Origin of the sequence: Natronorubrum halophilum, assembly GCF_003670115.1 — an archaeon.
Lineage (GTDB): Archaea > Halobacteriota > Halobacteria > Halobacteriales > Natrialbaceae > Natronorubrum > Natronorubrum halophilum.
The window spans coordinates 143,319-163,894 of sequence record NZ_QQTY01000006.1 but is presented as its reverse complement, the minus strand read 5'-3'; the positions used below and the strand labels follow the sequence as shown (position 1 = coordinate 163,894).

Annotated in this window: 40 protein-coding genes; 33 read left to right on the top strand and 7 right to left on the bottom strand. The window is 56.7% G+C overall.

Features of this window, described 5'->3' with window-relative positions:
* Window positions 1–69 precede the first annotated feature (69 nt).
* The 16 genes from DWB23_RS21945 (at window position 70) to DWB23_RS21880 (ending at window position 6,428) form a co-directional block, all read left to right on the top strand.
* Window positions 70–261: a hypothetical protein gene (locus tag DWB23_RS21945; RefSeq protein ID WP_121744914.1), complete on the top strand. Its 192-nt coding sequence runs from the start codon at window positions 70–72 to the stop codon at window positions 259–261.
* Window positions 258–554 carry a hypothetical protein gene (locus DWB23_RS21940; RefSeq protein WP_121744913.1) on the top strand — a complete coding sequence of 99 codons (297 nt, stop codon included), beginning with the start codon at window positions 258–260 and terminating at the stop codon, window positions 552–554. The genes DWB23_RS21945 and DWB23_RS21940 overlap by 4 nt, the downstream gene beginning before the upstream one ends.
* A 319-nt stretch (window positions 555–873) precedes the next feature.
* Window positions 874–1,020, top strand: a complete 147-nt coding sequence (locus DWB23_RS23335) for a hypothetical protein (protein WP_162989932.1) — start codon at window positions 874–876, stop codon at window positions 1,018–1,020.
* Window positions 1,017–1,406 carry a pathogenicity island protein gene (locus DWB23_RS21935; RefSeq protein WP_121744912.1) on the top strand — a complete coding sequence of 130 codons (390 nt, stop codon included), beginning with the start codon at window positions 1,017–1,019 and terminating at the stop codon, window positions 1,404–1,406. Before DWB23_RS23335 ends, DWB23_RS21935 begins: the two co-directional genes overlap by 4 nt.
* A complete protein-coding gene (locus DWB23_RS21930; RefSeq protein ID WP_121744911.1) occupies window positions 1,396–1,728 on the top strand; it encodes a hypothetical protein in 333 nt (110 codons plus the stop codon). The genes DWB23_RS21935 and DWB23_RS21930 overlap by 11 nt, the downstream gene beginning before the upstream one ends.
* Before the next feature lie 187 nt (window positions 1,729–1,915).
* On the top strand, window positions 1,916–2,089 hold the full coding sequence (locus DWB23_RS21920; protein WP_121744909.1) for a DUF4177 domain-containing protein: 174 nt from the start codon (window positions 1,916–1,918) through the stop codon (window positions 2,087–2,089).
* 128 nt (window positions 2,090–2,217) lie between these two features.
* Window positions 2,218–2,430 (top strand): hypothetical protein, encoded by a 213-nt coding sequence (locus tag DWB23_RS21915; protein WP_162989931.1) that lies wholly within the window; start codon window positions 2,218–2,220, stop codon window positions 2,428–2,430.
* Entirely contained in the window at window positions 2,423–2,572 is a 150-nt protein-coding gene (locus DWB23_RS23330; RefSeq protein ID WP_162989930.1) for a hypothetical protein, read from the top strand. Before DWB23_RS21915 ends, DWB23_RS23330 begins: the two co-directional genes overlap by 8 nt.
* On the top strand, window positions 2,565–2,858 hold the full coding sequence (locus tag DWB23_RS21910) for a hypothetical protein (RefSeq protein WP_121744907.1): 294 nt from the start codon (window positions 2,565–2,567) through the stop codon (window positions 2,856–2,858). The genes DWB23_RS23330 and DWB23_RS21910 overlap by 8 nt, the downstream gene beginning before the upstream one ends.
* A gap of 37 nt (window positions 2,859–2,895) precedes the next feature.
* Window positions 2,896–3,288, top strand: a complete 393-nt coding sequence (locus DWB23_RS21905) for a GIY-YIG nuclease family protein (protein WP_121744906.1) — start codon at window positions 2,896–2,898, stop codon at window positions 3,286–3,288.
* On the top strand, window positions 3,285–3,422 hold the full coding sequence (locus DWB23_RS23325; RefSeq protein WP_162989929.1) for a hypothetical protein: 138 nt from the start codon (window positions 3,285–3,287) through the stop codon (window positions 3,420–3,422). The genes DWB23_RS21905 and DWB23_RS23325 overlap by 4 nt, the downstream gene beginning before the upstream one ends.
* A 310-nt stretch (window positions 3,423–3,732) precedes the next feature.
* Window positions 3,733–4,485: an FkbM family methyltransferase gene (locus tag DWB23_RS21900; protein ID WP_121744905.1), complete on the top strand. Its 753-nt coding sequence runs from the start codon at window positions 3,733–3,735 to the stop codon at window positions 4,483–4,485.
* Between the two features lie 264 nt (window positions 4,486–4,749).
* Window positions 4,750–5,361 (top strand): recombinase family protein, encoded by a 612-nt coding sequence (locus tag DWB23_RS21895; RefSeq protein WP_121744904.1) that lies wholly within the window; start codon window positions 4,750–4,752, stop codon window positions 5,359–5,361.
* A complete protein-coding gene (locus DWB23_RS21890; protein WP_121744903.1) occupies window positions 5,358–5,570 on the top strand; it encodes a hypothetical protein in 213 nt (70 codons plus the stop codon). Before DWB23_RS21895 ends, DWB23_RS21890 begins: the two co-directional genes overlap by 4 nt.
* A 267-nt stretch (window positions 5,571–5,837) precedes the next feature.
* Window positions 5,838–6,032 carry a hypothetical protein gene (locus tag DWB23_RS21885; protein WP_121744902.1) on the top strand — a complete coding sequence of 65 codons (195 nt, stop codon included), beginning with the start codon at window positions 5,838–5,840 and terminating at the stop codon, window positions 6,030–6,032.
* 138 nt (window positions 6,033–6,170) lie between these two features.
* Entirely contained in the window at window positions 6,171–6,428 is a 258-nt protein-coding gene (locus DWB23_RS21880) for a hypothetical protein (RefSeq protein ID WP_121744901.1), read from the top strand.
* 24 nt (window positions 6,429–6,452) lie between these two features.
* On the opposite strand, the gene DWB23_RS21875 is transcribed toward DWB23_RS21880, so the two are convergent.
* Window positions 6,453–6,635, bottom strand: a complete 183-nt coding sequence (locus DWB23_RS21875; RefSeq protein WP_121744900.1) for a DUF2188 domain-containing protein — start codon at window positions 6,633–6,635, stop codon at window positions 6,453–6,455.
* A gap of 95 nt (window positions 6,636–6,730) precedes the next feature.
* Here DWB23_RS21875 and DWB23_RS21870 point away from each other — a divergent pair, with 95 nt between their 5' ends.
* Window positions 6,731–7,039, top strand: a complete 309-nt coding sequence (locus DWB23_RS21870) for a hypothetical protein (protein ID WP_121744899.1) — start codon at window positions 6,731–6,733, stop codon at window positions 7,037–7,039.
* A gap of 118 nt (window positions 7,040–7,157) precedes the next feature.
* Here DWB23_RS21870 and DWB23_RS21865 read toward each other — a convergent pair whose 3' ends face one another.
* From DWB23_RS21865 to DWB23_RS23320, 3 genes are read right to left on the bottom strand one after another with little or no spacing between them, the layout of a single operon-like run.
* Window positions 7,158–8,051 (bottom strand): zonular occludens toxin domain-containing protein, encoded by an 894-nt coding sequence (locus tag DWB23_RS21865; RefSeq protein WP_121744898.1) that lies wholly within the window; start codon window positions 8,049–8,051, stop codon window positions 7,158–7,160.
* Complete coding sequence (locus DWB23_RS21860; protein WP_162989928.1) at window positions 8,051–8,494, bottom strand: hypothetical protein; 444 nt, start codon at window positions 8,492–8,494, stop codon at window positions 8,051–8,053. Before DWB23_RS21860 ends, DWB23_RS21865 begins: the two co-directional genes overlap by 1 nt.
* Entirely contained in the window at window positions 8,487–8,756 is a 270-nt protein-coding gene (locus DWB23_RS23320) for a hypothetical protein (protein WP_162989927.1), read from the bottom strand. Before DWB23_RS23320 ends, DWB23_RS21860 begins: the two co-directional genes overlap by 8 nt.
* Before the next feature lie 133 nt (window positions 8,757–8,889).
* Here DWB23_RS23320 and DWB23_RS21855 point away from each other — a divergent pair, with 133 nt between their 5' ends.
* The 6 genes from DWB23_RS21855 to DWB23_RS21830 are packed head-to-tail and all read left to right on the top strand — an operon-like array spanning window position 8,890 to window position 11,807.
* Window positions 8,890–9,228, top strand: coding sequence for a hypothetical protein (locus tag DWB23_RS21855; protein WP_121744896.1), 339 nt, complete (start codon window positions 8,890–8,892; stop codon window positions 9,226–9,228).
* A gap of 3 nt (window positions 9,229–9,231) precedes the next feature.
* Complete coding sequence (locus tag DWB23_RS21850) at window positions 9,232–9,558, top strand: hypothetical protein (RefSeq protein WP_121744895.1); 327 nt, start codon at window positions 9,232–9,234, stop codon at window positions 9,556–9,558.
* A gap of 29 nt (window positions 9,559–9,587) precedes the next feature.
* Entirely contained in the window at window positions 9,588–10,049 is a 462-nt protein-coding gene (locus tag DWB23_RS21845; protein ID WP_121744894.1) for a hypothetical protein, read from the top strand.
* Entirely contained in the window at window positions 10,046–10,354 is a 309-nt protein-coding gene (locus DWB23_RS21840) for a hypothetical protein (RefSeq protein WP_121744893.1), read from the top strand. The genes DWB23_RS21845 and DWB23_RS21840 overlap by 4 nt, the downstream gene beginning before the upstream one ends.
* The gene (locus DWB23_RS21835; RefSeq protein ID WP_121744892.1) at window positions 10,351–10,923 is read left to right on the top strand and encodes a hypothetical protein; all 573 of its coding nucleotides are present in this window, start codon (window positions 10,351–10,353) and stop codon (window positions 10,921–10,923) included. The genes DWB23_RS21840 and DWB23_RS21835 overlap by 4 nt, the downstream gene beginning before the upstream one ends.
* Window positions 10,923–11,807, top strand: coding sequence for a hypothetical protein (locus tag DWB23_RS21830; RefSeq protein ID WP_162989926.1), 885 nt, complete (start codon window positions 10,923–10,925; stop codon window positions 11,805–11,807). The genes DWB23_RS21835 and DWB23_RS21830 overlap by 1 nt, the downstream gene beginning before the upstream one ends.
* A 435-nt stretch (window positions 11,808–12,242) precedes the next feature.
* On the opposite strand, the gene DWB23_RS23315 is transcribed toward DWB23_RS21830, so the two are convergent.
* Window positions 12,243–12,455 carry a hypothetical protein gene (locus tag DWB23_RS23315; protein ID WP_162989925.1) on the bottom strand — a complete coding sequence of 71 codons (213 nt, stop codon included), beginning with the start codon at window positions 12,453–12,455 and terminating at the stop codon, window positions 12,243–12,245.
* On the opposite strand from DWB23_RS23315, the gene DWB23_RS21820 reads away from it, so the two are divergent.
* From DWB23_RS21820 to DWB23_RS21790, 7 genes are all read left to right on the top strand, one after another.
* Window positions 12,441–14,102 (top strand): hypothetical protein, encoded by a 1,662-nt coding sequence (locus DWB23_RS21820; protein WP_162989924.1) that lies wholly within the window; start codon window positions 12,441–12,443, stop codon window positions 14,100–14,102. The two genes, DWB23_RS23315 and DWB23_RS21820, sit on opposite strands and share 15 nt — an antisense overlap.
* The gene (locus DWB23_RS21815; protein ID WP_121744888.1) at window positions 14,102–14,338 is read left to right on the top strand and encodes a single stranded DNA-binding domain-containing protein; all 237 of its coding nucleotides are present in this window, start codon (window positions 14,102–14,104) and stop codon (window positions 14,336–14,338) included. The genes DWB23_RS21820 and DWB23_RS21815 overlap by 1 nt, the downstream gene beginning before the upstream one ends.
* A complete protein-coding gene (locus DWB23_RS21810; protein ID WP_121744887.1) occupies window positions 14,338–14,619 on the top strand; it encodes a hypothetical protein in 282 nt (93 codons plus the stop codon). Before DWB23_RS21815 ends, DWB23_RS21810 begins: the two co-directional genes overlap by 1 nt.
* A gap of 102 nt (window positions 14,620–14,721) precedes the next feature.
* Window positions 14,722–16,038: a hypothetical protein gene (locus DWB23_RS21805; protein ID WP_121744886.1), complete on the top strand. Its 1,317-nt coding sequence runs from the start codon at window positions 14,722–14,724 to the stop codon at window positions 16,036–16,038.
* A gap of 91 nt (window positions 16,039–16,129) precedes the next feature.
* On the top strand, window positions 16,130–18,055 hold the full coding sequence (locus DWB23_RS21800; protein WP_121744885.1) for a hypothetical protein: 1,926 nt from the start codon (window positions 16,130–16,132) through the stop codon (window positions 18,053–18,055).
* Window positions 18,052–18,423, top strand: a complete 372-nt coding sequence (locus DWB23_RS21795; protein ID WP_162989923.1) for a hypothetical protein — start codon at window positions 18,052–18,054, stop codon at window positions 18,421–18,423. Before DWB23_RS21800 ends, DWB23_RS21795 begins: the two co-directional genes overlap by 4 nt.
* On the top strand, window positions 18,420–18,722 hold the full coding sequence (locus DWB23_RS21790; RefSeq protein ID WP_162989922.1) for a hypothetical protein: 303 nt from the start codon (window positions 18,420–18,422) through the stop codon (window positions 18,720–18,722). Before DWB23_RS21795 ends, DWB23_RS21790 begins: the two co-directional genes overlap by 4 nt.
* Before the next feature lie 16 nt (window positions 18,723–18,738).
* On the opposite strand, the gene DWB23_RS21785 is transcribed toward DWB23_RS21790, so the two are convergent.
* Both DWB23_RS21785 and DWB23_RS23310 read right to left on the bottom strand, forming a co-directional pair.
* Entirely contained in the window at window positions 18,739–19,002 is a 264-nt protein-coding gene (locus tag DWB23_RS21785) for a winged helix-turn-helix domain-containing protein (RefSeq protein ID WP_238717550.1), read from the bottom strand.
* A gap of 470 nt (window positions 19,003–19,472) precedes the next feature.
* Window positions 19,473–19,625, bottom strand: coding sequence for a hypothetical protein (locus DWB23_RS23310; RefSeq protein ID WP_162989921.1), 153 nt, complete (start codon window positions 19,623–19,625; stop codon window positions 19,473–19,475).
* 138 nt (window positions 19,626–19,763) lie between these two features.
* On the opposite strand from DWB23_RS23310, the gene DWB23_RS21775 reads away from it, so the two are divergent.
* From DWB23_RS21775 to DWB23_RS21770, 3 genes are read left to right on the top strand one after another with little or no spacing between them, the layout of a single operon-like run.
* A complete protein-coding gene (locus DWB23_RS21775) occupies window positions 19,764–20,036 on the top strand; it encodes a DUF7563 family protein (RefSeq protein ID WP_238717549.1) in 273 nt (90 codons plus the stop codon).
* On the top strand, window positions 20,033–20,179 hold the full coding sequence (locus tag DWB23_RS23305; protein ID WP_162989920.1) for a hypothetical protein: 147 nt from the start codon (window positions 20,033–20,035) through the stop codon (window positions 20,177–20,179). The genes DWB23_RS21775 and DWB23_RS23305 overlap by 4 nt, the downstream gene beginning before the upstream one ends.
* Window positions 20,179–20,394, top strand: a complete 216-nt coding sequence (locus DWB23_RS21770; protein WP_121744880.1) for a MarR family transcriptional regulator — start codon at window positions 20,179–20,181, stop codon at window positions 20,392–20,394. Before DWB23_RS23305 ends, DWB23_RS21770 begins: the two co-directional genes overlap by 1 nt.
* Window positions 20,395–20,576: the final 182 nt, after the last annotated feature.

Here is a 20,576-nt window from a genome sequence, read left to right as displayed (position 1 = left end):
CGAAAACGAGGTCACGCACTGCGAACACACCCTCCCGACGTGGGACGAACTCGAGGAGGACTCGGAGTGATGAACGAAAACGGGACTGGCCGATGCGGTCACGAAGACTGCAACCTCGAACTCGAGGATGGTGAGGCGGTCCGTCGGGCAGGGTCTAACACCCGGTTCTGCACGAGTGAGCACCTGCTCGCTGATGCGAACGGGAAGAATCTCGACGAGGACGGAGGCGTTATCGAGCCAAAACTGGAGGCAGAACAATGAACGGTGAATCCGCAGACGCAATCCAGCGCGCTGCCGACGAGATCGACGGAATGGAGTACTACGGTGTCACCCTCTTCGTGAAGGATGTCGATGCCGACGAAGAGCGTATTGAGGTGTCGTTCCACAAAGACCGGTCAACGCGTCACGTAGACAGCACCTCGCTGTACTATGGAACGTCCTACTACGAAGATTCGGAGAAGTGGCGTTGCGTGATGAACGACAACTACGCAGTCACGGACAAGGCGCTCGAGACCCTCGAGTCGGCAACTGGCCGAACGGAGGTTCCAGCGTAATGCCCGCCGATGGTACTCAGCGCGACTACTCGAACCCCTACGTGTGGGACCACAACGACGAAGTAGTCGAACGACACCGAATCAGGGGCATAGTCGACTACCGTTGCCGAGATTGCGGAATAGTCTGGCGCGAATGTCTCCCTGAGGAAGATTCACGCTGCCCGGAGAGTGAACAATGAGCGATTCATCTGGAAATGGGATTCAGCAAGACGCTGAAAAGAACATCAAGAGAGGCCAGTTAGTCCAGGCTTTTATCGTATCGCTTCTACTGACTCTGTTCATGCTAACGATCCTCTCGTCAGTGGGGGTGCTCTAACGAATGTCCGAGAAAGAAACAGAACGATACACGATCACGATCGGCGACATCCTCGAGTTCCACAACATCGAGGCGAAGAGCATCGAAGAGTCGGAAGTGACGGCAAACGGCGTCCTCGCCGTCGATTACGTCCCGGAGGACGAGTCATGAGCGGTCAATCTGAGAAAGAAACAAACCGGTTGAAGGAGATGGTCTACGAGTACGTAGAGGAACGCCAAGGCGTTTCTTTCGTAGAATTAGAGGGCCTTCTCGAGGATGAGATCGAGATTGAGGGCGAACAGTGGATAGCATCCACAATTGACCCGAAGATCAATTTCTGGGTAGGGCTGAGCGAGGAGTTCTCAGACTTAATCATAGACATGCTGTCTGACGAGGAACTCTACGTTGATCCGTGTCAGCCCATCGTCTACATGGTGGACGGAAAGGTTCCCGACCTGGACATCGTTAAACAACCACCGGCGGACGGTTACAAGACCGAAAGGTGGCTTCCTGTGGCGTTTTACACATACGATCCGGAGGATGGCCATGAGCGGTGAGTCTTCCCAGCAAGGCAATCGCGAATACACCGACGTCCGGGAGATCCACCCAGACTACTACGAACAAGAGTGCTGGAACTGTGGGTACAGCGCGCTCCGAAAGCGCTCGTTCCAAACCTGCCCGAAGTGCTTCATGGGACAGGAACAGCACGAGGACAGGGACAGCGAGATCTACACCGACGAGGGCTACATCGACTATCGGCTTCTCTGGTACGGCGACGTATCGATGGAAGAGGCACATCGTCGATATGGGGAGACGCAAGAAGACGTCTGGAAGAACATGAATCCGCCACACGTGGATAAACGGACGGTGAGAATCTGATGCAAGACACGGATACTCGACTTTGGCGCTGCCCCACTTGTGGGCACGAACAGAGTCGACACCACGCCGAGAAGGAGCGGCCGTTCTGCGACGAGTGCGACTTTCGAGACGCGCTCCTGATCGAAATGAGGCCGATCGGCCCTGGGCGTGAGAAGTTCTACGACGAAAGCGGAAACGCGGTGAATCCATGACAGCGCGAGATCCGGACCATCAGACAGAGCAGCGATACGAGTATGTAGTTGCCCGAGCAACGGAACGCATCAACGATTACGCCGAAGACGGTTGGCGTCTCGTCGAGACTGTCGAAGAACACGGTACGACGAAGAAATTGATCTTCGAGAGGCCTACCGATGACGAGTGAAACGTGCGCGGGCGAGGTGAATCGATGATCGAATGGGCTTTGACCGGGATCTTATTCCTGGTCTTACTCCTGATCACCAGCTCGCTGGTGACGGGTTGGCCGTTCGGTGGGTCAATCGGGTGGATCAAATGAGCGAAAAAGAGAAGAACCCAATAGTTCGAACACTCACCCGCCCACTTGCGATCGTGGCAGTGATGGCGTTCGTGACGCTGGTCGTAACGCTCTTCGAAGGGGTCGCGGTCGGCCTCGAAATGATGCAGATATCGTTTATCGCATTCGGCGGACTGTGGCTCCTCGAGAAAGGCATTGCGTGGCGGGAGGGAGGTGATCGCCATGTCTGATGTGCAGAAGAAGATCGATAAGAGGTCGTACGAGCTCAACACGCTCGACGATGGCACGGTACAGTCCGACATCGTCGAGGTGAATGAGGTGGTGGTTAGAGATGCCTCGAACTGCCGAACACTGGAGGAGTTCCATGAGTAGCGATAGACAGAAGAGCCAGATGAACCGTATCATCAAGTGGACGAAAAGGGCGATCGACAAAGAGAAAGTCGAGTCGTCGGGGGATACCTGGAAAGAGGTGTATCGGTCTCAGAGGAGAGTTCCTGGATTCGTCCTCGCGCTCGTCTCTATCTGGTCGTATTGGCTTTACCAGTCTGGCCGGCTCAACTGGATGGTTGTTGCCGGTGGTCTGGTCATCGTAGCATACTCGTCCGTTCCCGCGATCGGTGCGTACCAGTATATGATGGAGTGTGAGTGCCATGACTGACAGACAGCGAAAGAAGACAGATCACGAGGTGTGCTAAATGGCGCTGTCAAAGGAAATGCTCGAGGCGTACGGGCGAAAAGAGTTGGATAAGTACACTCACTGGGTGTACGCGCTGAATTGCCGGAATACGTATCGTACGTTTGACGAACTCGAACGAAAGGCAGAGAATCGCTTAGGAGATAAGCCATGGTGGCTCCGTCAGGCGTTTGAGGCCAATCGACTGTACTACATCGGGCAGACCGAGAACTTGGAGAAAAGGATCGGACAGCATTTCAAGAATCAAAACTCGTCTGACTTCACCACACTGTTCGGACCGGCCGGGATCGAAAGACTAGAACCGGTGCACAGCAGGAATAGCGCAGAATATACTGAAAAACAGCTACATGAGGCGTGGAAAGACGTCGATGACTGGTTCGTATACTCAAAATGAATAGTGAGAAAGACGACACGGAGGTCGATCACCCGTGGATGTACAAACCGATCCTGATGCTGATGGACTGGTTCGGAGAGAGACGCAAACGGAGAGAGATCGAGGAGTTAAACGAGAAGATCCATGACAAGTGAACAACCCGAGGCACGCGGCGAAACGGGAGTTGACCGCTCACTAAAGAACGTTGGCGGGCCCGTTGGTATGGGTCCTGCCTTCGTTATAATTTTCCTCGCTATCATAGCTGTCGCGGTGACTGCCCCTTATCGGTGGCTCAAGAGGTGGCTCAATCGTGACTGAAAGACCCGAGGCACGAACCTCACTGATAATCTGTTATCGCTGTCAAACCCCAATCTCCGGTTCTGTCGCACGATACCGCGGAGAACCGGTACATCGGAACTGTGACTCGCCGTAAGAAACTAGGATCTTGCCGTTGTAGGATTATGTATGGTTATTAAAACTGTAGTAGAGACTAGCAGATGCCAGATCAGGGACGTCCACAAGCGGGCGATCAACGCAGGCCTCGCCATCGGCCTCGTCGACGACATCGCGACGCTGCACATCGGTAACGTCAGCGTGGATTTCCGGACCCAGTCCCAGAAAGAGCGATGGCGTGCCCGCTCTGCAATGGGCGAGGCAGACATCTTCGAGTTCCTCGAGCGCCATCTCGAAGACGACGACGTGTTCTGGGATGTCGGCGCTGCGGTGGGAACGTACTCAGTATTCGCAGCGACGCTCGTCGATCGGGTTGTTGCTTTCGAACCTGAGCCGCTGAACCTTTCCAGAATCCGCGAGAACACTGCACTGAACGGGCTAAACAACGTGCAGGCGATGAGGTATGCACTTTCCTCCTCGCCAGGGTCAGCGCGACTCGAGCGGAAAGACGGTGTCGGGCATGGCGGTCACACACTCTCTCCGGAAGGGAGCTTCGAGGTTGACGTTATCCGTGGCGACACGATCGACCCAGCGCCGGACGTCATTAAGATCGATGTCGAGGGTCACGAGGCACATGTTCTCGACGGCCTCGGCGATCATCTCGATACAGTGCGGACGGTCATCGTGGAGGTCCACGAGGATGCGCTACTCAAGGACGTCCTCGAGCCGCTGGAGCGAGCTGGCCTCGAGGTTGAGGAGTTCGGCGACCGTGATTCGCTGCTTGGCGGCGGGTCAGGAGAGTTCCATCTGCTGGCTCGTCGGTGATCTTTTCTGGAGACCGGTTCCGAGAACGTTAGTCTGGGGTTTGACCGTCCAGATTGGTGTGTCGTACTCTCCCCACCAACAACTACGCCAGTCGCTGGTGGGGTAGTTCTTCTAATCATCATTTGGGCGTCATCCCGGTTGTATAGATGGCAAATAGATAGAAAGTACTTACGAGGTGGTGTTGTAGAAAGGAGTGGTTCTGATACACTACTGAATACTTATAGTTCTGCACGTATTACGTTCAGTTAGGACAGTGTTTTGCACATGAACGTAGCGGGCTACATTCGAGTGTCCACAGAGCAGCAACGAGACGAAGGTTCCCATGAAAGCCAACGGGAGCAACTCGAGGAGTGGGCCGACCGGAACGACCACGACCTCGAGGTCTTCGAAGACATCGCGATATCGGGCCAGTCCGAAGAGCGCGAAGCGTACGAGGACCTGATGGGACGAGCTGAGGACTTCGACGCGATCGTGGTTAGGGAACTCTCCCGCTTCGGCCGCTCACTCCGCAAGGTGCTCAACGATGTCCACGATCTCAGCGAGAGGGACGTAGACTTCATCTCGATTAAGGACCAGTTCGACACGTCGACCGCTCAGGGAAAACTGATGATGCACATGATCGGAGCGTTCAATCAGTTCTGGGCCGACCTCGCACGTGAGCGCGCGAACGAGATGGTCCAACGACGACGGGAGCAGGGCAAACCGATCGGCAGGCCAAAGAAAGTCAACGAGGAGCAGCTCGAGGACGTCCTCGAGTGGAACGAACGAGGCATGAGCTACAACGAGATTGCCGTGCTACTCGGAGAGATTCACGATGTGGATGTTGATCGAACGACAGTCTACCGATACTGCAAGCAACACGGAGCAGAAGCATGAACGAGAAATCAGAAACACAGACTGATCAGGTGGAATGGGAAATAGAAGCAAGAAGCACGAACATCGTCGAACTCACACTCGAGACCGACACGGAACGAGTGACTTTCCCGACGTCGCGGGAGTCGGCGAAGGAGATCGGGAGGGCGCTATTCGAAGTCGCTCACGAACTGGAAGAACTGGAACAGGAGGCTCTTGATGACCTCGAGTGACAGACGGCCATCGCAGATCATTCCGTCGATTGGACTCCCACGACCACCAATCGTGCTTTTGTCTGGTTTTCTCATAGCTATAGTTTCTGCTGCTATCGCTCACCGTCTCGAGTCCGAGGCTCTTCTCGTATCCGGTTTCGTTATCGGGGTAGCGATGTGCACTATCAGTGGGTACGAAATCCTACACGGTGGTGAGGTGAGCCGATGAGCGATAGTTCCCCATCACGCACTGAACGGCTACGTACTCTCGCGGGCCTCGTTCTTGGGATGGATGCCGAGAACACAAAGGAACTCGACGAACCGATCGGGAGTATCCACGATGCGCCGCAAACATTGAACGTCGCGTACGACTGGGTCGATAGAATCCTCATCGACGACCCCGAGACGGACAAAACGTACCAAGTGGTGAAGGAAGACGATGAACTCGCCCTCGAGGAGGTCGACGATGACTGCACCAATTGAATACGGAGATCGTGCCTGTAAGACATGTTGGGGGGACACAGTCCACTCCTACGAAATAACAGGAGACACGGTTTACTGCTTGGAGTGTGGCAGCGAGTTAGGAACCATCGACTGGGATCAAGACGCTATCGTAGAAATATGACTGATATAGAGCCACTGCGAGTCTTTCTGAGTTTTATGCGAGAGTATTCGTTGTTCTTCGCACTCTGGGCTCTCGTTCTGTTTGCAACCATAATTCTTGGTTGGGGCACGATTGACAGCGTCGCGATCTCCACTGGCCACTCTTTCGCTATTGGAGTGTCCTTTGGATTCGTGATAGGAGTGCTCGCGATGCTACTCGCCGTTCAGTTCTTCAGGACCGTCAGCCGGAAGGAACAGCTCGAGTCGGCGGTCTGAAACACTGCAGGAACGGATCTCTCGTCAGTAGGATCGGTTGTACTGAAACTGCCCGTCTCGCTTCTGTACGCGCAAGTTCCCACCGCGCTTGCGTGCGACCCTCTGCGCTTCGTCCTCTGCCGCTGATTTTAGCCGATGCGTCGAGTGCGTGGACCCGTTGACCATCACCGTCCACTGCCCTCCCTGGGATCTGACTTCTACCGTCATACATCTAGTACAGTCTCTTTCTAGATAGGTTTATCGACGGTGTACGTACGCGTAGGGTAGGTATGACATGGGTGGAGACCGTACTAAGATACTGTATGAATCTGATACCAGACAAGCCGATGACCGACGTAGTGCTCGAGAATATCCAGAGTATCCAAGTGGTGATTCTGTTCGGTTTGCTCAGTACGATAAGCTATGCCCTCGGCTGGGGACACAGCAATCGAGAGCAGATCAAGAATCAGGACATCACACAGAGCGTCTTCGCAGAGATGACCTCAGCAGCCCAACCGGCGCTCGTCCCCAGCTGGGTCGAGCCGACGATCGTCATCCTCGGCATTCTGTTCTTCGCCACAGTCGTCCTCGAGGCGTACGCTGAACTCCGTCTCGAGTCGGTCGATATCTGAGTCGCACGGCCCTGCCTGCGGAGATCTACGGTTTTCTGGTCGGATCAACCTCTGACGGGGAGTACATCTAACTCAATAAACAAGGGCGTCTTAGTCAGGGGGTGGGGGTAACGGTCGGTCACATCACGTTGTCGTCGACGTCCTTCTTGAGCAGCGCTTTGACCTTTCGTGATTGCTTGTCACCGATGTCGTACTCCAACTCAATTAGGTCACGGTCGATATACTGTTGCCCGTGATTGTCAGAAATATACTCACTAATGGCCCCCTCGGAGGTGATCTTATTGTAGATATCTTTGGGATCCTGATCCTCGTCTTTCTTCTTTTCTTCCTCCGCAGCGATCAACTCCTCGAGCAGCTCCTCGTTAAGATCTCTCGTGTACTGTGACTTCTTCTCCTCGTAGGCCTGACGGAGTTCCTCGGATGGCGGCCGGAGAGTGAGGTACTTGTATCGCTTTCCGTTGAGCGTGGAGTACTTCTTGTAGATCTTCCCCGTATCCGTGTTCTGCTGGCATCGCTTGTACTTCGCGATCGTGTACCCAGCATCCTCGTTCTTCTCGTGCATCTGGACCAAGGCAGACATCCGGCCTCGAGCAGTCTTCTGCAGCTGGCCGAACGCAGGCAGCGTAAAGATAGCTCCCCGGTTTTGGTGCCTCCAGGTGTCGAGAACGTTCGACAGGACCTGGTTGCTCTTCGAGTACCATTCGTGGGCAGAAGCCTCCACAGAGGCCTCTTCGAAGACGATTACACTACCACGACCCAGAGAGTCATCGGTCACGAGTTCCATGAACTCACGGACACCAAACGCCACCTGATCGATGCTAAAGTCCGGGTCAACGGCCTCTGCAATCCGGATAGAGGCCCAGGACTTCCCAGAGCCCGTCTCGCCGACAACCGCCGCCATCCAGTTATCGTTGTGGCGATGCATCTTATTCCACACCTTGTGCCGGAGAATCGGGTTATCTCTAACCAGAGGTGGAACGGCGTCTTTTGATTTTGTTTTCTCGATGGACATTAGACAATTGCGTCAGCAGGGTCTGCGATTTTCGTCTTTGTTGCCGCGGCGAATCCAAGGTCTCGAGCGACGTGATCGAACGCGTGGGACCAATACAGCAGCCACGAGCAAGGAATACGGTATGGCTCTTCCTGGGTGACCTTCTCAACTCGGCCTCCTTGTGTGATGACCTTCGTTTCCGTCGTCGTCTCATGAGCCAACACATCGACTCTCTCAAGCTTGTATTCCTCCCACATGTCCTCGACGTCCTCCTGGTAGATGTGGAGTTCGTCGTAGACTCCAACGACTGAGGCTTGGAAAGAGGCCTGTATTGGCATTGTGACGGCCCCTGCGATCTTCGCCTCACGGTATTGCTTCCGCCGCACGTGCATCTCTTCGAGGGAGTCGTTCACCAGCCGAGTCACGCGTTCGCTCCGCTGCCTGTCCATTTCGTCGTTATTCATCGTTGGAGGCCTCCGGATGCTTGCGGATGATAATGCACTCCTCATGGACGATCACGGGGACGATCCCGTTGTGGATCATCATCTGGACTGGTGAGCCGGATCCGATCCCTATGTTTGCACAGTAATCTTTCGGCAGCGTGGATCGGAGCGATCCATTGCCATTGTCCCGAACATTTCGGGGTTCTGTCTCTCTGATTAGGCTGTCCATCTCTGTCGCGCGCTCGAGATCTGCGAGTAGCTCTTGTCCTGGTAACTGTGCCATAGAAGGTTGTACGACGTGAAACCACTTAAAGCACCATTACAAGTCCATACTTGTGACATACCTATTCCACTAGCATCCCATTCTCGTGCCACAAAACTAGACTATACCCCTTAGGACGTCGGTAAATCAATTGATGCCTCAAAAAGACAGCCTTACCGCTGTTTTCCGAGACGCCGACGAGGTCGTCGACGAGAACCGCGAGATGGCGCACAGAATGATGGACAACCGCGGGATCATGCCCGAAGTACGCATGATCGGCGGTGCGATGGTCACGATCCTGATCATCGCACTCGTTCTGACGGAGATTTACAACGCGGTCTCGATTAACAACACCAGCGCGTTCTACTCGCTGGTCGAGGACCTCGAGACGACAGGTGTCGCCGCAATGTCACTTCTCGTGGTGGGGTTACTTGTAGTTGCTGCATCCGCGATCATGCGGTACTTTGGCGGCGGATTCGGTGGAGGTCGATAAATCATGAGCGTGACAGAAAAACTCAAAGAAGCGACCGAGATCGAGCCGAAACGAAACGCAGCGGAATCTGTCGTCGACATGGACGGCCGAGGGATCATGAACGAGGTCCAGCTTATCGGTGGTGCGATGGTCACGATCCTGATCATCGCACTCGTCCTTTCGGAAGTCTACAGTGCTGTAGACATTTCCGAAGGTCCGTTTTCCGAGATTGCAACGGACCTTGAAACCACAGGTGTCGCCGCCATCAGTTTGCTCGTGGTGGGGCTCCTCGTAGTTGCGGCGTCGGCGATCATGCGCTACTTCGGCGGCGGATTCGGCGGAGGACGGTAACCCCTTCGCGGTAATTGCGACATTTTGTCATGAAGGGCACCATTTGGACTGTAACGATAGTTGCGATACTGGCCGGCGTGATGTTCGCCGGGGTCAGCATGCAGTATGGCGAATCGTTCCAGACCCGGGACGTCGTCGTCGAAGAGCACACGCTCTCGGATACTGAGCCGATCACTCTCGAGTATGCCGATGAGTGGCGGAACATGGTCAACGGAAGCGAGGAGATCAGACGAAGCAACGGAGACGTACTCACCCGCGGGGTTGACTACGAAATAAACTACGAGACAGGCGAAGTGACCGCAAACGAAACGCACGACGGCAGAGACGTAGAAATCGATTATCAGTACCGGGTTCGAGACGATGACACCGAGGCGATTAGTGCAGTCGTCGGCCCGCTCTCGCCATTAATCGGATTGCTAGTCCTCATCGCATGCGGTGGAGTGTTGCTCAAATGGATCGGCATGCTGCCATCAGGAGGTGGTTCCTGGTGACGTGGAGCGGCCTCTTCCTGGGCGTCTTCGCGTTCGCGACCGTGATGACACTCCTGTTCGCCGTCTACGAGGACGCAGTCGTGTTCTCGAGCGCGATGTCGACGGTGTGCTGGATCTACCTCGCGTTCGTCCCCGAGATCGTCGTGATCTCGGATGGCACGGACGTCCCGGTCCAAATCGGCCCCGTCCGCTGGCTTTTTGCTGGCATTGCGATCCTGTCAGCGCTGGCCCTCCTCGGATCGATGATGGGCTGGTATCCGGCGGAAGAAGCGCCTGAAGCTAGTCGAGAGGGCATGATATCATGAGCGACAGAGAAAGCGCACGAAAACAGGAGCAACAGTTTCGAGAAAACATGCAGGAGATGTCGGTCTCGTCGTCGCAGTCCGCACGACAGGCCGAGAACCTCGTCGAGGAAATGCAGAGTCGAGAGTTCCTCGACGAGTTCCGCGACATCAATTTCCCCGCTTGGCTCGAGGACGAGCTCGGCCCGGAGATCTCGCAAGTCTATCCGATCGCGAACGAAACGCGAGCGGACTATCGACGACACCGCTGGCTCAACGAGAACCGTGCAGAGCGGATCGTCACCGAGCACAGCCCCGGACGACTGTGCCGAGGGCCACTCCTCGAGTTAGCCCAGGGAATCAACGACCGACCGGACCAGTCTCCACGGATCCAGCAAACGGACCAGGAGCGCCGCCACGTCCGAGAGGCCGAAACGGCGAAGACTGCGATGCAGTCGCTCGGCCAGGACGCTCGAGGCCTCCGGGCAGTCACCGAGGCTGTCCACACCTCGCGGGTTGAGAGATCCGACAGCGACGGAGCGGACGGATCGGGCGGCCGCGTACGCGGGGCACTAAATAAGGTGTTCAAATAATGACAAGCAGTGACGACGAGCAACCAATCGAGATCGAACAGGCCGAACAGGCCGGAGACAAGACCGGGGGATTCCTGGCCATGCCAGTGCAGATCTGCATGGCCTTCTTCGCCTCTCTACTGGTAGGGGTAACGCGCCGAATACCCGGTCGCAAGCGGATCCAGAAGGGGATGATCAAGTCCGGCATCGAAGGCCTCTGGAAAACCAGCAGTGCGGCCGTCATCGTGATGGTGATCTACGGCGACGGCGTCGTGGTTCCCCGACCGGGAGAGATCGACAGCGAAGAAGGAAAAATCCGGACGGACAACGACGAGGAATGGACGCTGACCGACATCAACATGTGTCGGATGGGGAACGCTCCAGTCGTTTGGGGAGTCGCCGACGACCACGAGCTGGCGAGTCCCGTCGCTGCTCGAGTCGCCGAAGCGGTCGACTCCGACTGGGGACGAACGCAGGCAGTCAAAGAGACTCCTGAAGGGATCAAGCCCGTCGACTACCAGACGCCGCAGCAGGCAGTCGCCGACGGCGGCCAGCAGTCGATCCGCGAGCCGTTCGACGATGTCTGGGTCGACGCACGCAACCCCGTCACGGGAGCCGCCGGCTGGATCGTCTCGATGGCCAAGGGCTACGAGATGCACTGGAGCCAGTCGAGCACCGAAGAGATGCAGATGCAGGAGACTCGAGGCCGACTGGCCGAGATGGATCCGGAGAAATACGATAACCGAGCGATCAAACTGCTGATCGTTGCCGGCGCGTCGCTGGCACTCGGCCTCTTCGGACCTGCTCTGGCCCAGCGAGTCGCAGGTTCAGGGGCCGCAGAAGGCGCATCGTCACCGATCGGGTTCTGGATCATGCAAACGCTCCCGACTCTGGGGGTGATGTGAATGCGAATACCAGGCCGCGGAGGCGGTAGTGATGACACATCGACAGACGACGGTGCAGACGATACGGACGACCGGCGTGAACGCGAAAGGGAAGCAGTTGAACAGGACCCTGGTGGTGACATTGACACTGGGGATGACAGTGGAAGCAGTGGCGGGGGAAGCGACTACGATCGGCGTGACCGCGAACGTGATGCGGTAGAGCAGGACCCCGGCAGCGACGTTGATCCAGACGACGGCACGGACGATTCGGACCCTGGAGACCGACGTGACCGCGAGCGAGAGGCGGTCGAACAAGATCCGGGGTCCGATACCGGAGGTGACGGATTCGACGGAGGTAACACGGGGAACACGTCTCGGACTCGAGAAACACAACTCCAAGCTGCAGAACAGCAGCATGAGCGATTCAATCCAGGCACACGTGGCCCATCCGGAATCTCAGGGCTCGAAGACGACCCGAATCGGGTCGAAGACATCGGGGCGAATCAACAGTTCCGCGTAGGAGGAAGCACCGTCAGCGCATCCACAGCAGTGGCGACCCTCGAGCAAGAAGCGCAGGCCGCGGGACTCCAAGAGGGAGACTATGCTGTCGAATATGTGGATGGCAGTTTCGTCCTCGATGTCGCCGATGACCGGGTGGCACAACGGCAAGAAGAAGAATTAGAAGATGCTGCTGCCGATGAATGGGGAGTCAGCCCAAGCGACGTCATGGTGTCCGATGGGGAGGCGCAGCTAACCCCCAGTGCGGCAGAAGAGTTGCAGGCGGACACCGAAAACGAGCGAGAGACCGGTATCGGACAGTGGCTCGAGGTACAGAGCGACCGGTGGCAATCTGGTGCAGAACAGGTCGGCAGTGGCCTAACGAACGTCCTCCCCGATGTCCCAATGATCGCTGGAACGGACAGCATGGGCGTCCCTGTGATGTCCGATGACGAGGAGATGGATGACGTCTTCGGCGGCGCTGTCGAAACCGGCCTCTCGACGCTCGACCCTGCAGGAGCCACATTAGCCGCTGGAGACGCAGCACAGACCGCAGGCGAAGAACTGTACAACTATCAAGAGCACCGCCTCGAGACAGGCCTCGAGTTCCGAGATGAAGTGACGAGCGAAAATGTGGATGCCGGGGAAGCCGCCTCTCTGGGCGGAGAGGCACTGACCGGAAGCGGCTATCTGAGAGAGCGGGGTGAGGCTGCCGCTATGCTCGGCATGGAAGCAGGGCAAAGCCTCAGTCAGGACTTCGACGACCGGCCGCTGGAAACCAGCTTCCGGGGTATTGGCGCGGGCACGGCCGCCGTTGTCGCCCCGACGGCCGCGCGGTCGGCCGTTGGACGCGCTCGAAACTTAGACCTGTCCCCTCGAGGAGACATGATCGGACGTGGCGCGAATCGGGGTCAGATGGAACTGACGCTCCAGCGCACACGCACACGCACACGCGACCCCGACGAGTTGCCTGTTCGCGACCAGCCTGCAGATCCAACCGCACCGACTGCAGCAGGGCGAACGCCCCCCAGAGACGCGTTCCCGTCCGACGACGCATATCAGCAAGCGGTCAGGCGACGGGAGGAAGAGATCGCTCGAGAGACGGCCGACTCCACTCCCGTAGAGGTGGGTCCCGACGCGACTCCCGTCGAGCAAGTCCGGGCCAACCGTCATCTCTTCGACGACCCTGCGGAGTTCCAGCGCGAGCTCGAGGCAGCCCGTCAGATGCAGCGCTCGGATGCGCAAGACATGGATTCGCCGTTCGGAGATCCGTCTCCAGGCGGCTCAACAACGACTACTTCCGCGGCCCAGGATCCGGATTTCGACTCGTCGCAAGGCATGGATTCGATGTTCGGGGACCCGTCTATCGGCGGGACAACAACCACTGGAGTCACCACAGAGCCAGACACTGAGTCGATGCTTGACTCTGGGATGGCGACCGGAGACCTCGGCGGAGACACGACGACGTCCACTGACGAGTTCATGGGCATGGACTCCTCGGCTACTGCCGGGGGGCAGACGACGGACACCACGACCACGACGACCACTGGGATGGCCGAACCATCCCCCGCAGTGACAGAGACAGCGATGCCTGAGCCGATGCGGACAGTAACCCGCACCCGTCTCGGAGATGGTCCTGGTCAGTCTGCCCGACCGATGTGGCCAGAGCCTGAGCGAGATCCCGGCACGACGGATTCCGGATTCGGTACTGAGTCCGGGGGAGAGGGCTGGCAAACCGGATTCCTGCAGCCGGAGGATATTGACTCGGACTTCTTCGGCGGCGGTGCGTCCACCGATGAACACGAGTGGTGGTTCTGATGTTTTGGATCCTCTTCCGAGCGATGATCCTTGCCACGGCGGGCGGCCTGATCACGCTGGTCGCGATCGTCGCAGCAGACCCGTTGCTGGAGACCATGTTCGCAGTCACCACCAACCCGAACTCGCGTAACGCGTTCTGGGCTGACGAGGCGATGACGTGGCTGCCGGCGATCGTCTTCGGCTCCATCGTGATCAAAGTCCTCGCGGGCGCGGCTGTCCGCAGAGGTGCGATCTAATGGTGTTCGCTGGTATCCGGCGGTTCATCATCGGGATCTCGTCCATGTTTGCCGTGCTGATCCTGGGGTTGGTCATGGACACGGCTGGAGCCGAGCTCATCTCGATGAACCGCCAGTACGGCGTCGACGAGGGTCCGTTCGCGCCAGTGCTGTCGATCATGGACAATATGGTCTGGTTGATCGTCCCGGCACTGTTGCTCGGCATCACGCTCTGGATGCTCTGGAGTCCCGTCCGAGAAGAGCGCCGCGAAGAGCAGATGCGGAGGGTTGGCCCGCCATGAGTGTCGACGACCTCGAGCGCCTCCAGCTGGAGTTGCTCGCAGAAGAGAGAGCACAGACGACGGAAACGAAACTCGCAGCAAAAGCGACCATCCGAGGAAATCATGAGTGAGAGCAAGACAACGTTCAACGACGAGCAGCAAGCACAGATCCGGGAGATCATCCGCGAAGAAACGAGCACTAACGTCTCGAGACGTGGCGTTCTCGGCGCAGCGGGGGCCGGGCTCTTGGGCATCGGTGCTGGTGCCTACGGCGGCAGTCAAAGGGCAGCAGCTCAAGAAGCAGGTAGCGGGACGATCGGCACTGCTGAGGAGCCACTCGAGGCGATCTATGTAGATGACCTGTTCAACACGACGGATAACATCAGTACGGACAGCATACAGAACAACATCGGCGGTGCGGACATACAAACTGCATGGGATGGCCTTGTGGTCCCTGTCGGTCCCGGACTTGGGATGGACGATGCGATCGATCCGAATAGCTCCTCGTCTCCGGTACAGGACGCAATTGATTCGATCAATGTCGCAAGCGGCCAAGGAGCGGTCTTGCTCCCGCCAACGACCGTTCAAGAGACGGGGCCGCTCACAGATTGGGGTGGGATTCGTTTTCAAGGCCATTCATCCGATGCTGGCGGCTCTGAGATCGAGCTAACAGGATCTAACCCACTGATACAATGCACAAGTGCGAACGACCGAAGTAGCTATTGGGACGGGATTCAACTCGATGGTGACGGTGCATCACAGCCCGCGATGCAATTCGACGCAGACCCGGCCGGGTTCCATATCGGGCGGTTGCGCATCGACAATTTCACGCCGGGTTCAGACGGCGTAATCCGATTTAACGGAGGGGCACCGTGGGCGTCCGAATGGGGATACGTTAGAATTGGGACTGGTTGCACAGGCCGGGGAATAACGACAGTTCCAGCTACGGGGACACCGGGAAGCCCACAGCTTAGCATCGGCTGCTTCGAGTACTACGGCACTGGTGGGAATACCGCTATTTACGACGAGGACGGGCCGGATATTCATATCGGAGCGCTGAATATCGGCGGAGAGCCGAGCCAAGCAGTCTATTGCGACAAGAACTTTAGCCGCCGGCTATCCATCGGTTGGATCAATTTTGATCCGACAGGAGGGACTCATCCGAATATTGTCGAAATGCAAAACGAGGGCCAGGTGAAGATAGATTACATCAAAAACCGGAGCGGCGTAACTGTTGACTCAATGGTCCAAGGGGAGTTCGAACACGGGAATTCGATCATTGGACAGCTCGCAAACGACGGGACGGTAAACAACAATAAAATCGTTATAGACAGTGCCCCGAACGGTCCAAACTGGTACTTCGGACCCGCGAGTGACATCACGAACAACACGGGGACGGACAGTTGGTACGCTCTGGAAGGGGCCGGAACGACTGTATGATCAGTCCTGACGAGTAGTGTCCACTCATGAAAACACCCAGAAACTGATACAAAACAAATGATACCAAAACATAGTCGCGGGGGCTGGTAAGATGGTCGACCGGCGGAAAATCGCGGTCGCCCTCCTCGTCTTTGTCGCAGCCGCCGGAGCCGGATACGCACTCACGTCCGATTACACATTGGGATCGGAGACGCATCTTGAAGCCTCCAATGGCCCCGAGGTCGTCCTCAGTTCGGACACCATAACCAACTCCCAGCAACCGTTCCCGGACTCCAACACAGTCTACATCAATCCACACGGAACGATCTCGAGCGACGGCCCCACCCACGTGCGCGTTGATCAATGGGGTAGCGGATCGGGATGGACGCAACTCTCAGAGATCGACGCCAGCAACGAGCTCGAGATTAACATCTCCGATCGTCAGACCGTCTCTGTCCAAGGCGATGTCGACCAACTCGAGTACGGCGATATCACAGTAGACGATGGCCACCAACTGACCATCAACCAGACAGGGACCACAACGCTCCGAGTCCACGATATCGGGGAGGCCGCTGCAATCGACTCCGACACTGGCGAACTGCTGGACGTCGGACAAACAGATAGCGGTGTCACCACCTTCGATATCGAAGGGAGTCATAACGTCGAATTCACATCGCCCGATGGCGGACCAGTGATCGATGACGGCAGTGCCTTCCCGACAGGCGAGCAATCCACTGCACCGGACGAACTGGCCGTCAACGTCTCGAGTGAGACAGGCGGAGACATCGAAGTTGAGTTTACCCTCGACGGTGATGTGGTCGGAACGGATACGGTCGCTTCCGGCGAAAGGGCCTCGGTCAGTATCACAGAAGAATCCGCTGGGATACATAACTGGTCCGTCACGGCAACGGACATCTTCGGAGATAATGACTCGTCCGATTACCAGTACGGCCTACCGAACGAACTGGAAATCCGTGACGAAGAGACAGGCGACTTGATAACCAATGAGACCGAGGTGCGGTTCTTCCCCAGTGGCGATGAAGACGAAGTGTTTACGCGGAACACAACGACCGGTGTAGTGGACATGACCGGCCTTCCGGTCGATACACGTCTCATTGTGGACGCACAGACAGACGGCTACCACCCGCGTCAATTGGTCTTAGATTCGCTGGTACAGCAATCCAGTATCTACTTACTCAATGAATCATCGGATACGGTACTGACCGAATTCGAGATCATTGATAGGACCAATGACTTCGGTGCAGAAGATGGAACGCACCTGAAGATCCAACGTGCGATCCAACTCGACGGTGAAGATAACGCACGGTACCGCACGGTCATGGCAGACGAGATAGGGGCCAACGGCCGCGTGGACGCATACCTATCCGTTGGAGACCGCTACCGTCTCGTAGTTGAAAACGAAGATGGACAGTCGCGTTCGCTGGGATCGTATACGGCGGAACGTGAGGAGCTTGTCCAACTCGAGATAGGTAACATTGACATCACCCAACCGGCGGACGACGGATACGTGTTCTCGGCGGGGATGGCGGATGAAGAAGAGTTCGGCGAGAACATGGTCAAGATTACCTATGCGGACGATGCTGGACTTACCAGCGAACTGGAGTACTTCATCCACGCTCGCGGTAACGAGAACGATGTGGTCAGCGGTGTTGTGACCGTCGACGATCCCACAAGCTACAGTGAGCTTGTGGAGGTGCCTGAGAACGGAACCTACTCCGTAACCTGGACAGCGGACCGTGACGGCGAAGAGATCGGCGGGACGCTACCGGTCGGAACCGTTGGACCACTCGACCTACCGATATCCTCAACGACACTGCAAGCGCTGGGCCTATCGGCGCTTGTCTTGCTTGGCGGACTGTTCGGTGGGTCCATGAGCCGCACAGGTGCGATCGTGCTTGTCGTGCTCGCATCGGGCATGCGGATGCTTGGAATTGTGTCCCTCCCCTATCCGTTGCTGGTAGCCGCGGGGGTTGTGGCATTGATGTTCAAAATAGGCGACGCGAGGTATGGAACATGAGAGGAATGCCAGTCGTTGCGTTTGTCGTATCGCTCGGGCTCATACTGGGGATGTACTCAGCAATCGGTATGACCGATTTGGTGGGTGGGCCACAAGACACAGAACTGCAAGGCGAAGTCGAAGAAAAGGCAGAGGAACAAAACGATTCCAGTATTAACCCTGACGAAGCAGGGGAGGGAGGATTCCTTAGCTTCACTGTCAGTGCAATCCGGGAAGTCATTGGAATACTTCAGTTGATCGTATTCCTTCCGAAGACACTGGAAGCATTAGGATTCCCGGGGCCGTTTGCAACAGCAGCGGGCCATGGATCGCAAATCGTCATTGGGATCATGATAGCCAACGCGTGGCTGGGGGATGGTCTACGATGACTGTCGCAGAGGAATTCAACTGCATGTGGTCCGACGACTGCAGTTGGATTGACGTCGTTCTTAGCCCGTACACTGACTTGCTTGGAGATCCGACTGTAGGCATGGTGACGGCCGCTGTGGTCGTCCTTGCGTTCTACATCTATAACAACGACTTGGCCATGCCGACGGTCATTACGCTCCTGCTGGGTGGCTTCTGGATGAGTGTCGTACCAGGCGATATTCAGCAAGTAGGATTCGGGTTCCTCGTGGTTGGCGGTGCCGCGGGCGCAATGGAAGTGTGGCGGCGCTACGTGCTCTGACCGCCTCGAATTAACTTTATTCGATGTTCTCAATGTCCTCTGCATCGAGTTCGCCATCAAGATACTTCCGTCCTTTCTCCGTGATCGAATAGAAACCACCGGGCGGGTATTCTTTGACCACCAGCCCTGCATCGGTGAGGGCCGGTAGGCGACCGTTTATCGACGAATACGAGATCGATTCGTCATAGCGCGTTTTCATGTTGTGTTCAATTGCCCGCGGCGACAGCGCCAATCCAGTATCCTCCAAAAATTCAAGGAGGGTGTCATCTGTCCGGGTCATCCAAGGAGCTCGCGGGCGCATTCATCCATATGTTGGTTACCTCCCCGCTTAATTACATCGTTCTTCTGACTGGTTTGGACCATGAATTATGTGCCATTGCAACGTACGTTCCAAAGGTATAAGTAACCTTGGTGAGAAGGGTGATACGTCAGCGAATACGACCCTCTGGGTATGGTGACTATCCGGATAAAATACCGGACGTCCGTGTGACAGCACGAACGCCCAAGGCACCGCTGACAGATACATGATGAGATACGACCCGAAACCACATTATTATGCCGTCTGTAGAGACGGTTCAGCAGTCCGTAACAGTCGCACAAAATACAACCAATCCGATCTGACGCGCTCTCGTGGAAAGGTGCCGCGCCAGATCGTGGTCGCAGCCAACCGCCGTCCAGTATCTTGCGATAACACAAGCCGTAACGGAGGTGGCGTCTGTGACATCCTCAGGTGACGATTTAAAAGTTCCGTCAGGCAGCGATGAGAAACCAATTGTCGAAGGTATCCTCGTCGATGGGACCCAGCTGTTCTTGTTCGACAGCAGCCGGCTTGAGGATGAGACCTTCCTCGAGTCCGACTGCTACGTGACGCTCGAGGAGGCCCGATGATGGCGGGATGCTCACGCTGCGGGATCAGCGGCCACAGTATCGATGAGTGTCCTGACCGGCTTGAGGACCAGTTCGGTACGACAGCCGACGAGGACAGCCACGCCAGTCGAATCGCCGCGCAGCTCGCGCTTGCCGACGCAGAGGAGGATGACAATGAGTAAATCCGAGAACCAGATGAGCCTCGAAGAGTTCCAGACCGCCGCAGAGATCGCCGCAGAGGGCTACCAGAAACCGCAGTGGACGCCGATGGCCCACGGCGAGGGGAAGAACGAGGATCAGTGCCAGAACTGCGGGAACGACGTCTCGCTGCAGTTCCGGCGCGTCCTCGGCAACAACGACAACATCGTCTACGGTTGCCCTGAGTGCAAGACTGAGCGGGAGATCTACGACGGCATCGAATCACCACAGGACGGTGATCAGCAATGAGCACCGATCAGAAGAGCACTCGAGGCGCTATCATTGCTGCCGAGATCGCCGTCGCAAAAGGCGATCCGTTCGTTGCAGAGGAGGCGCTCGAGAAGGCGCTACGACAGGTGCGAGAGGAGCAGCAAGACGAGGTGGATGCCTGATGGCGTATCAGTGTGTCAACCGGCCGGACCGGACTGCGGACGTCCTGATGACGCTCCACGGCTCCGGCTGGATGACGAACAACGAACTCGCAGACGAGATCGGATGCACGGCCGCCAACGTGCGCAAGATCACTCAAAAGCTCGTCGGTGAAGGTCGAATCGAATCACGCCCAGACGTGCGATACCCCTGCAGAAAGGAGTTCCACGTCCTATGATATCGGTTACAAGTGGTTTTATAACCACGCGCTCTGATACGACATACTATAGAGTAGGAAAGAAGCTACCCGAAGAAGCCGGCTTGGACACCTGCTTCTTTGTCGGATTGGCTGTTAAATCTATCGGAGAGAGCTATCGCGATCTCCAACTCAGCCAGTCCGCCGAGTCAGCCGCTGCTCGG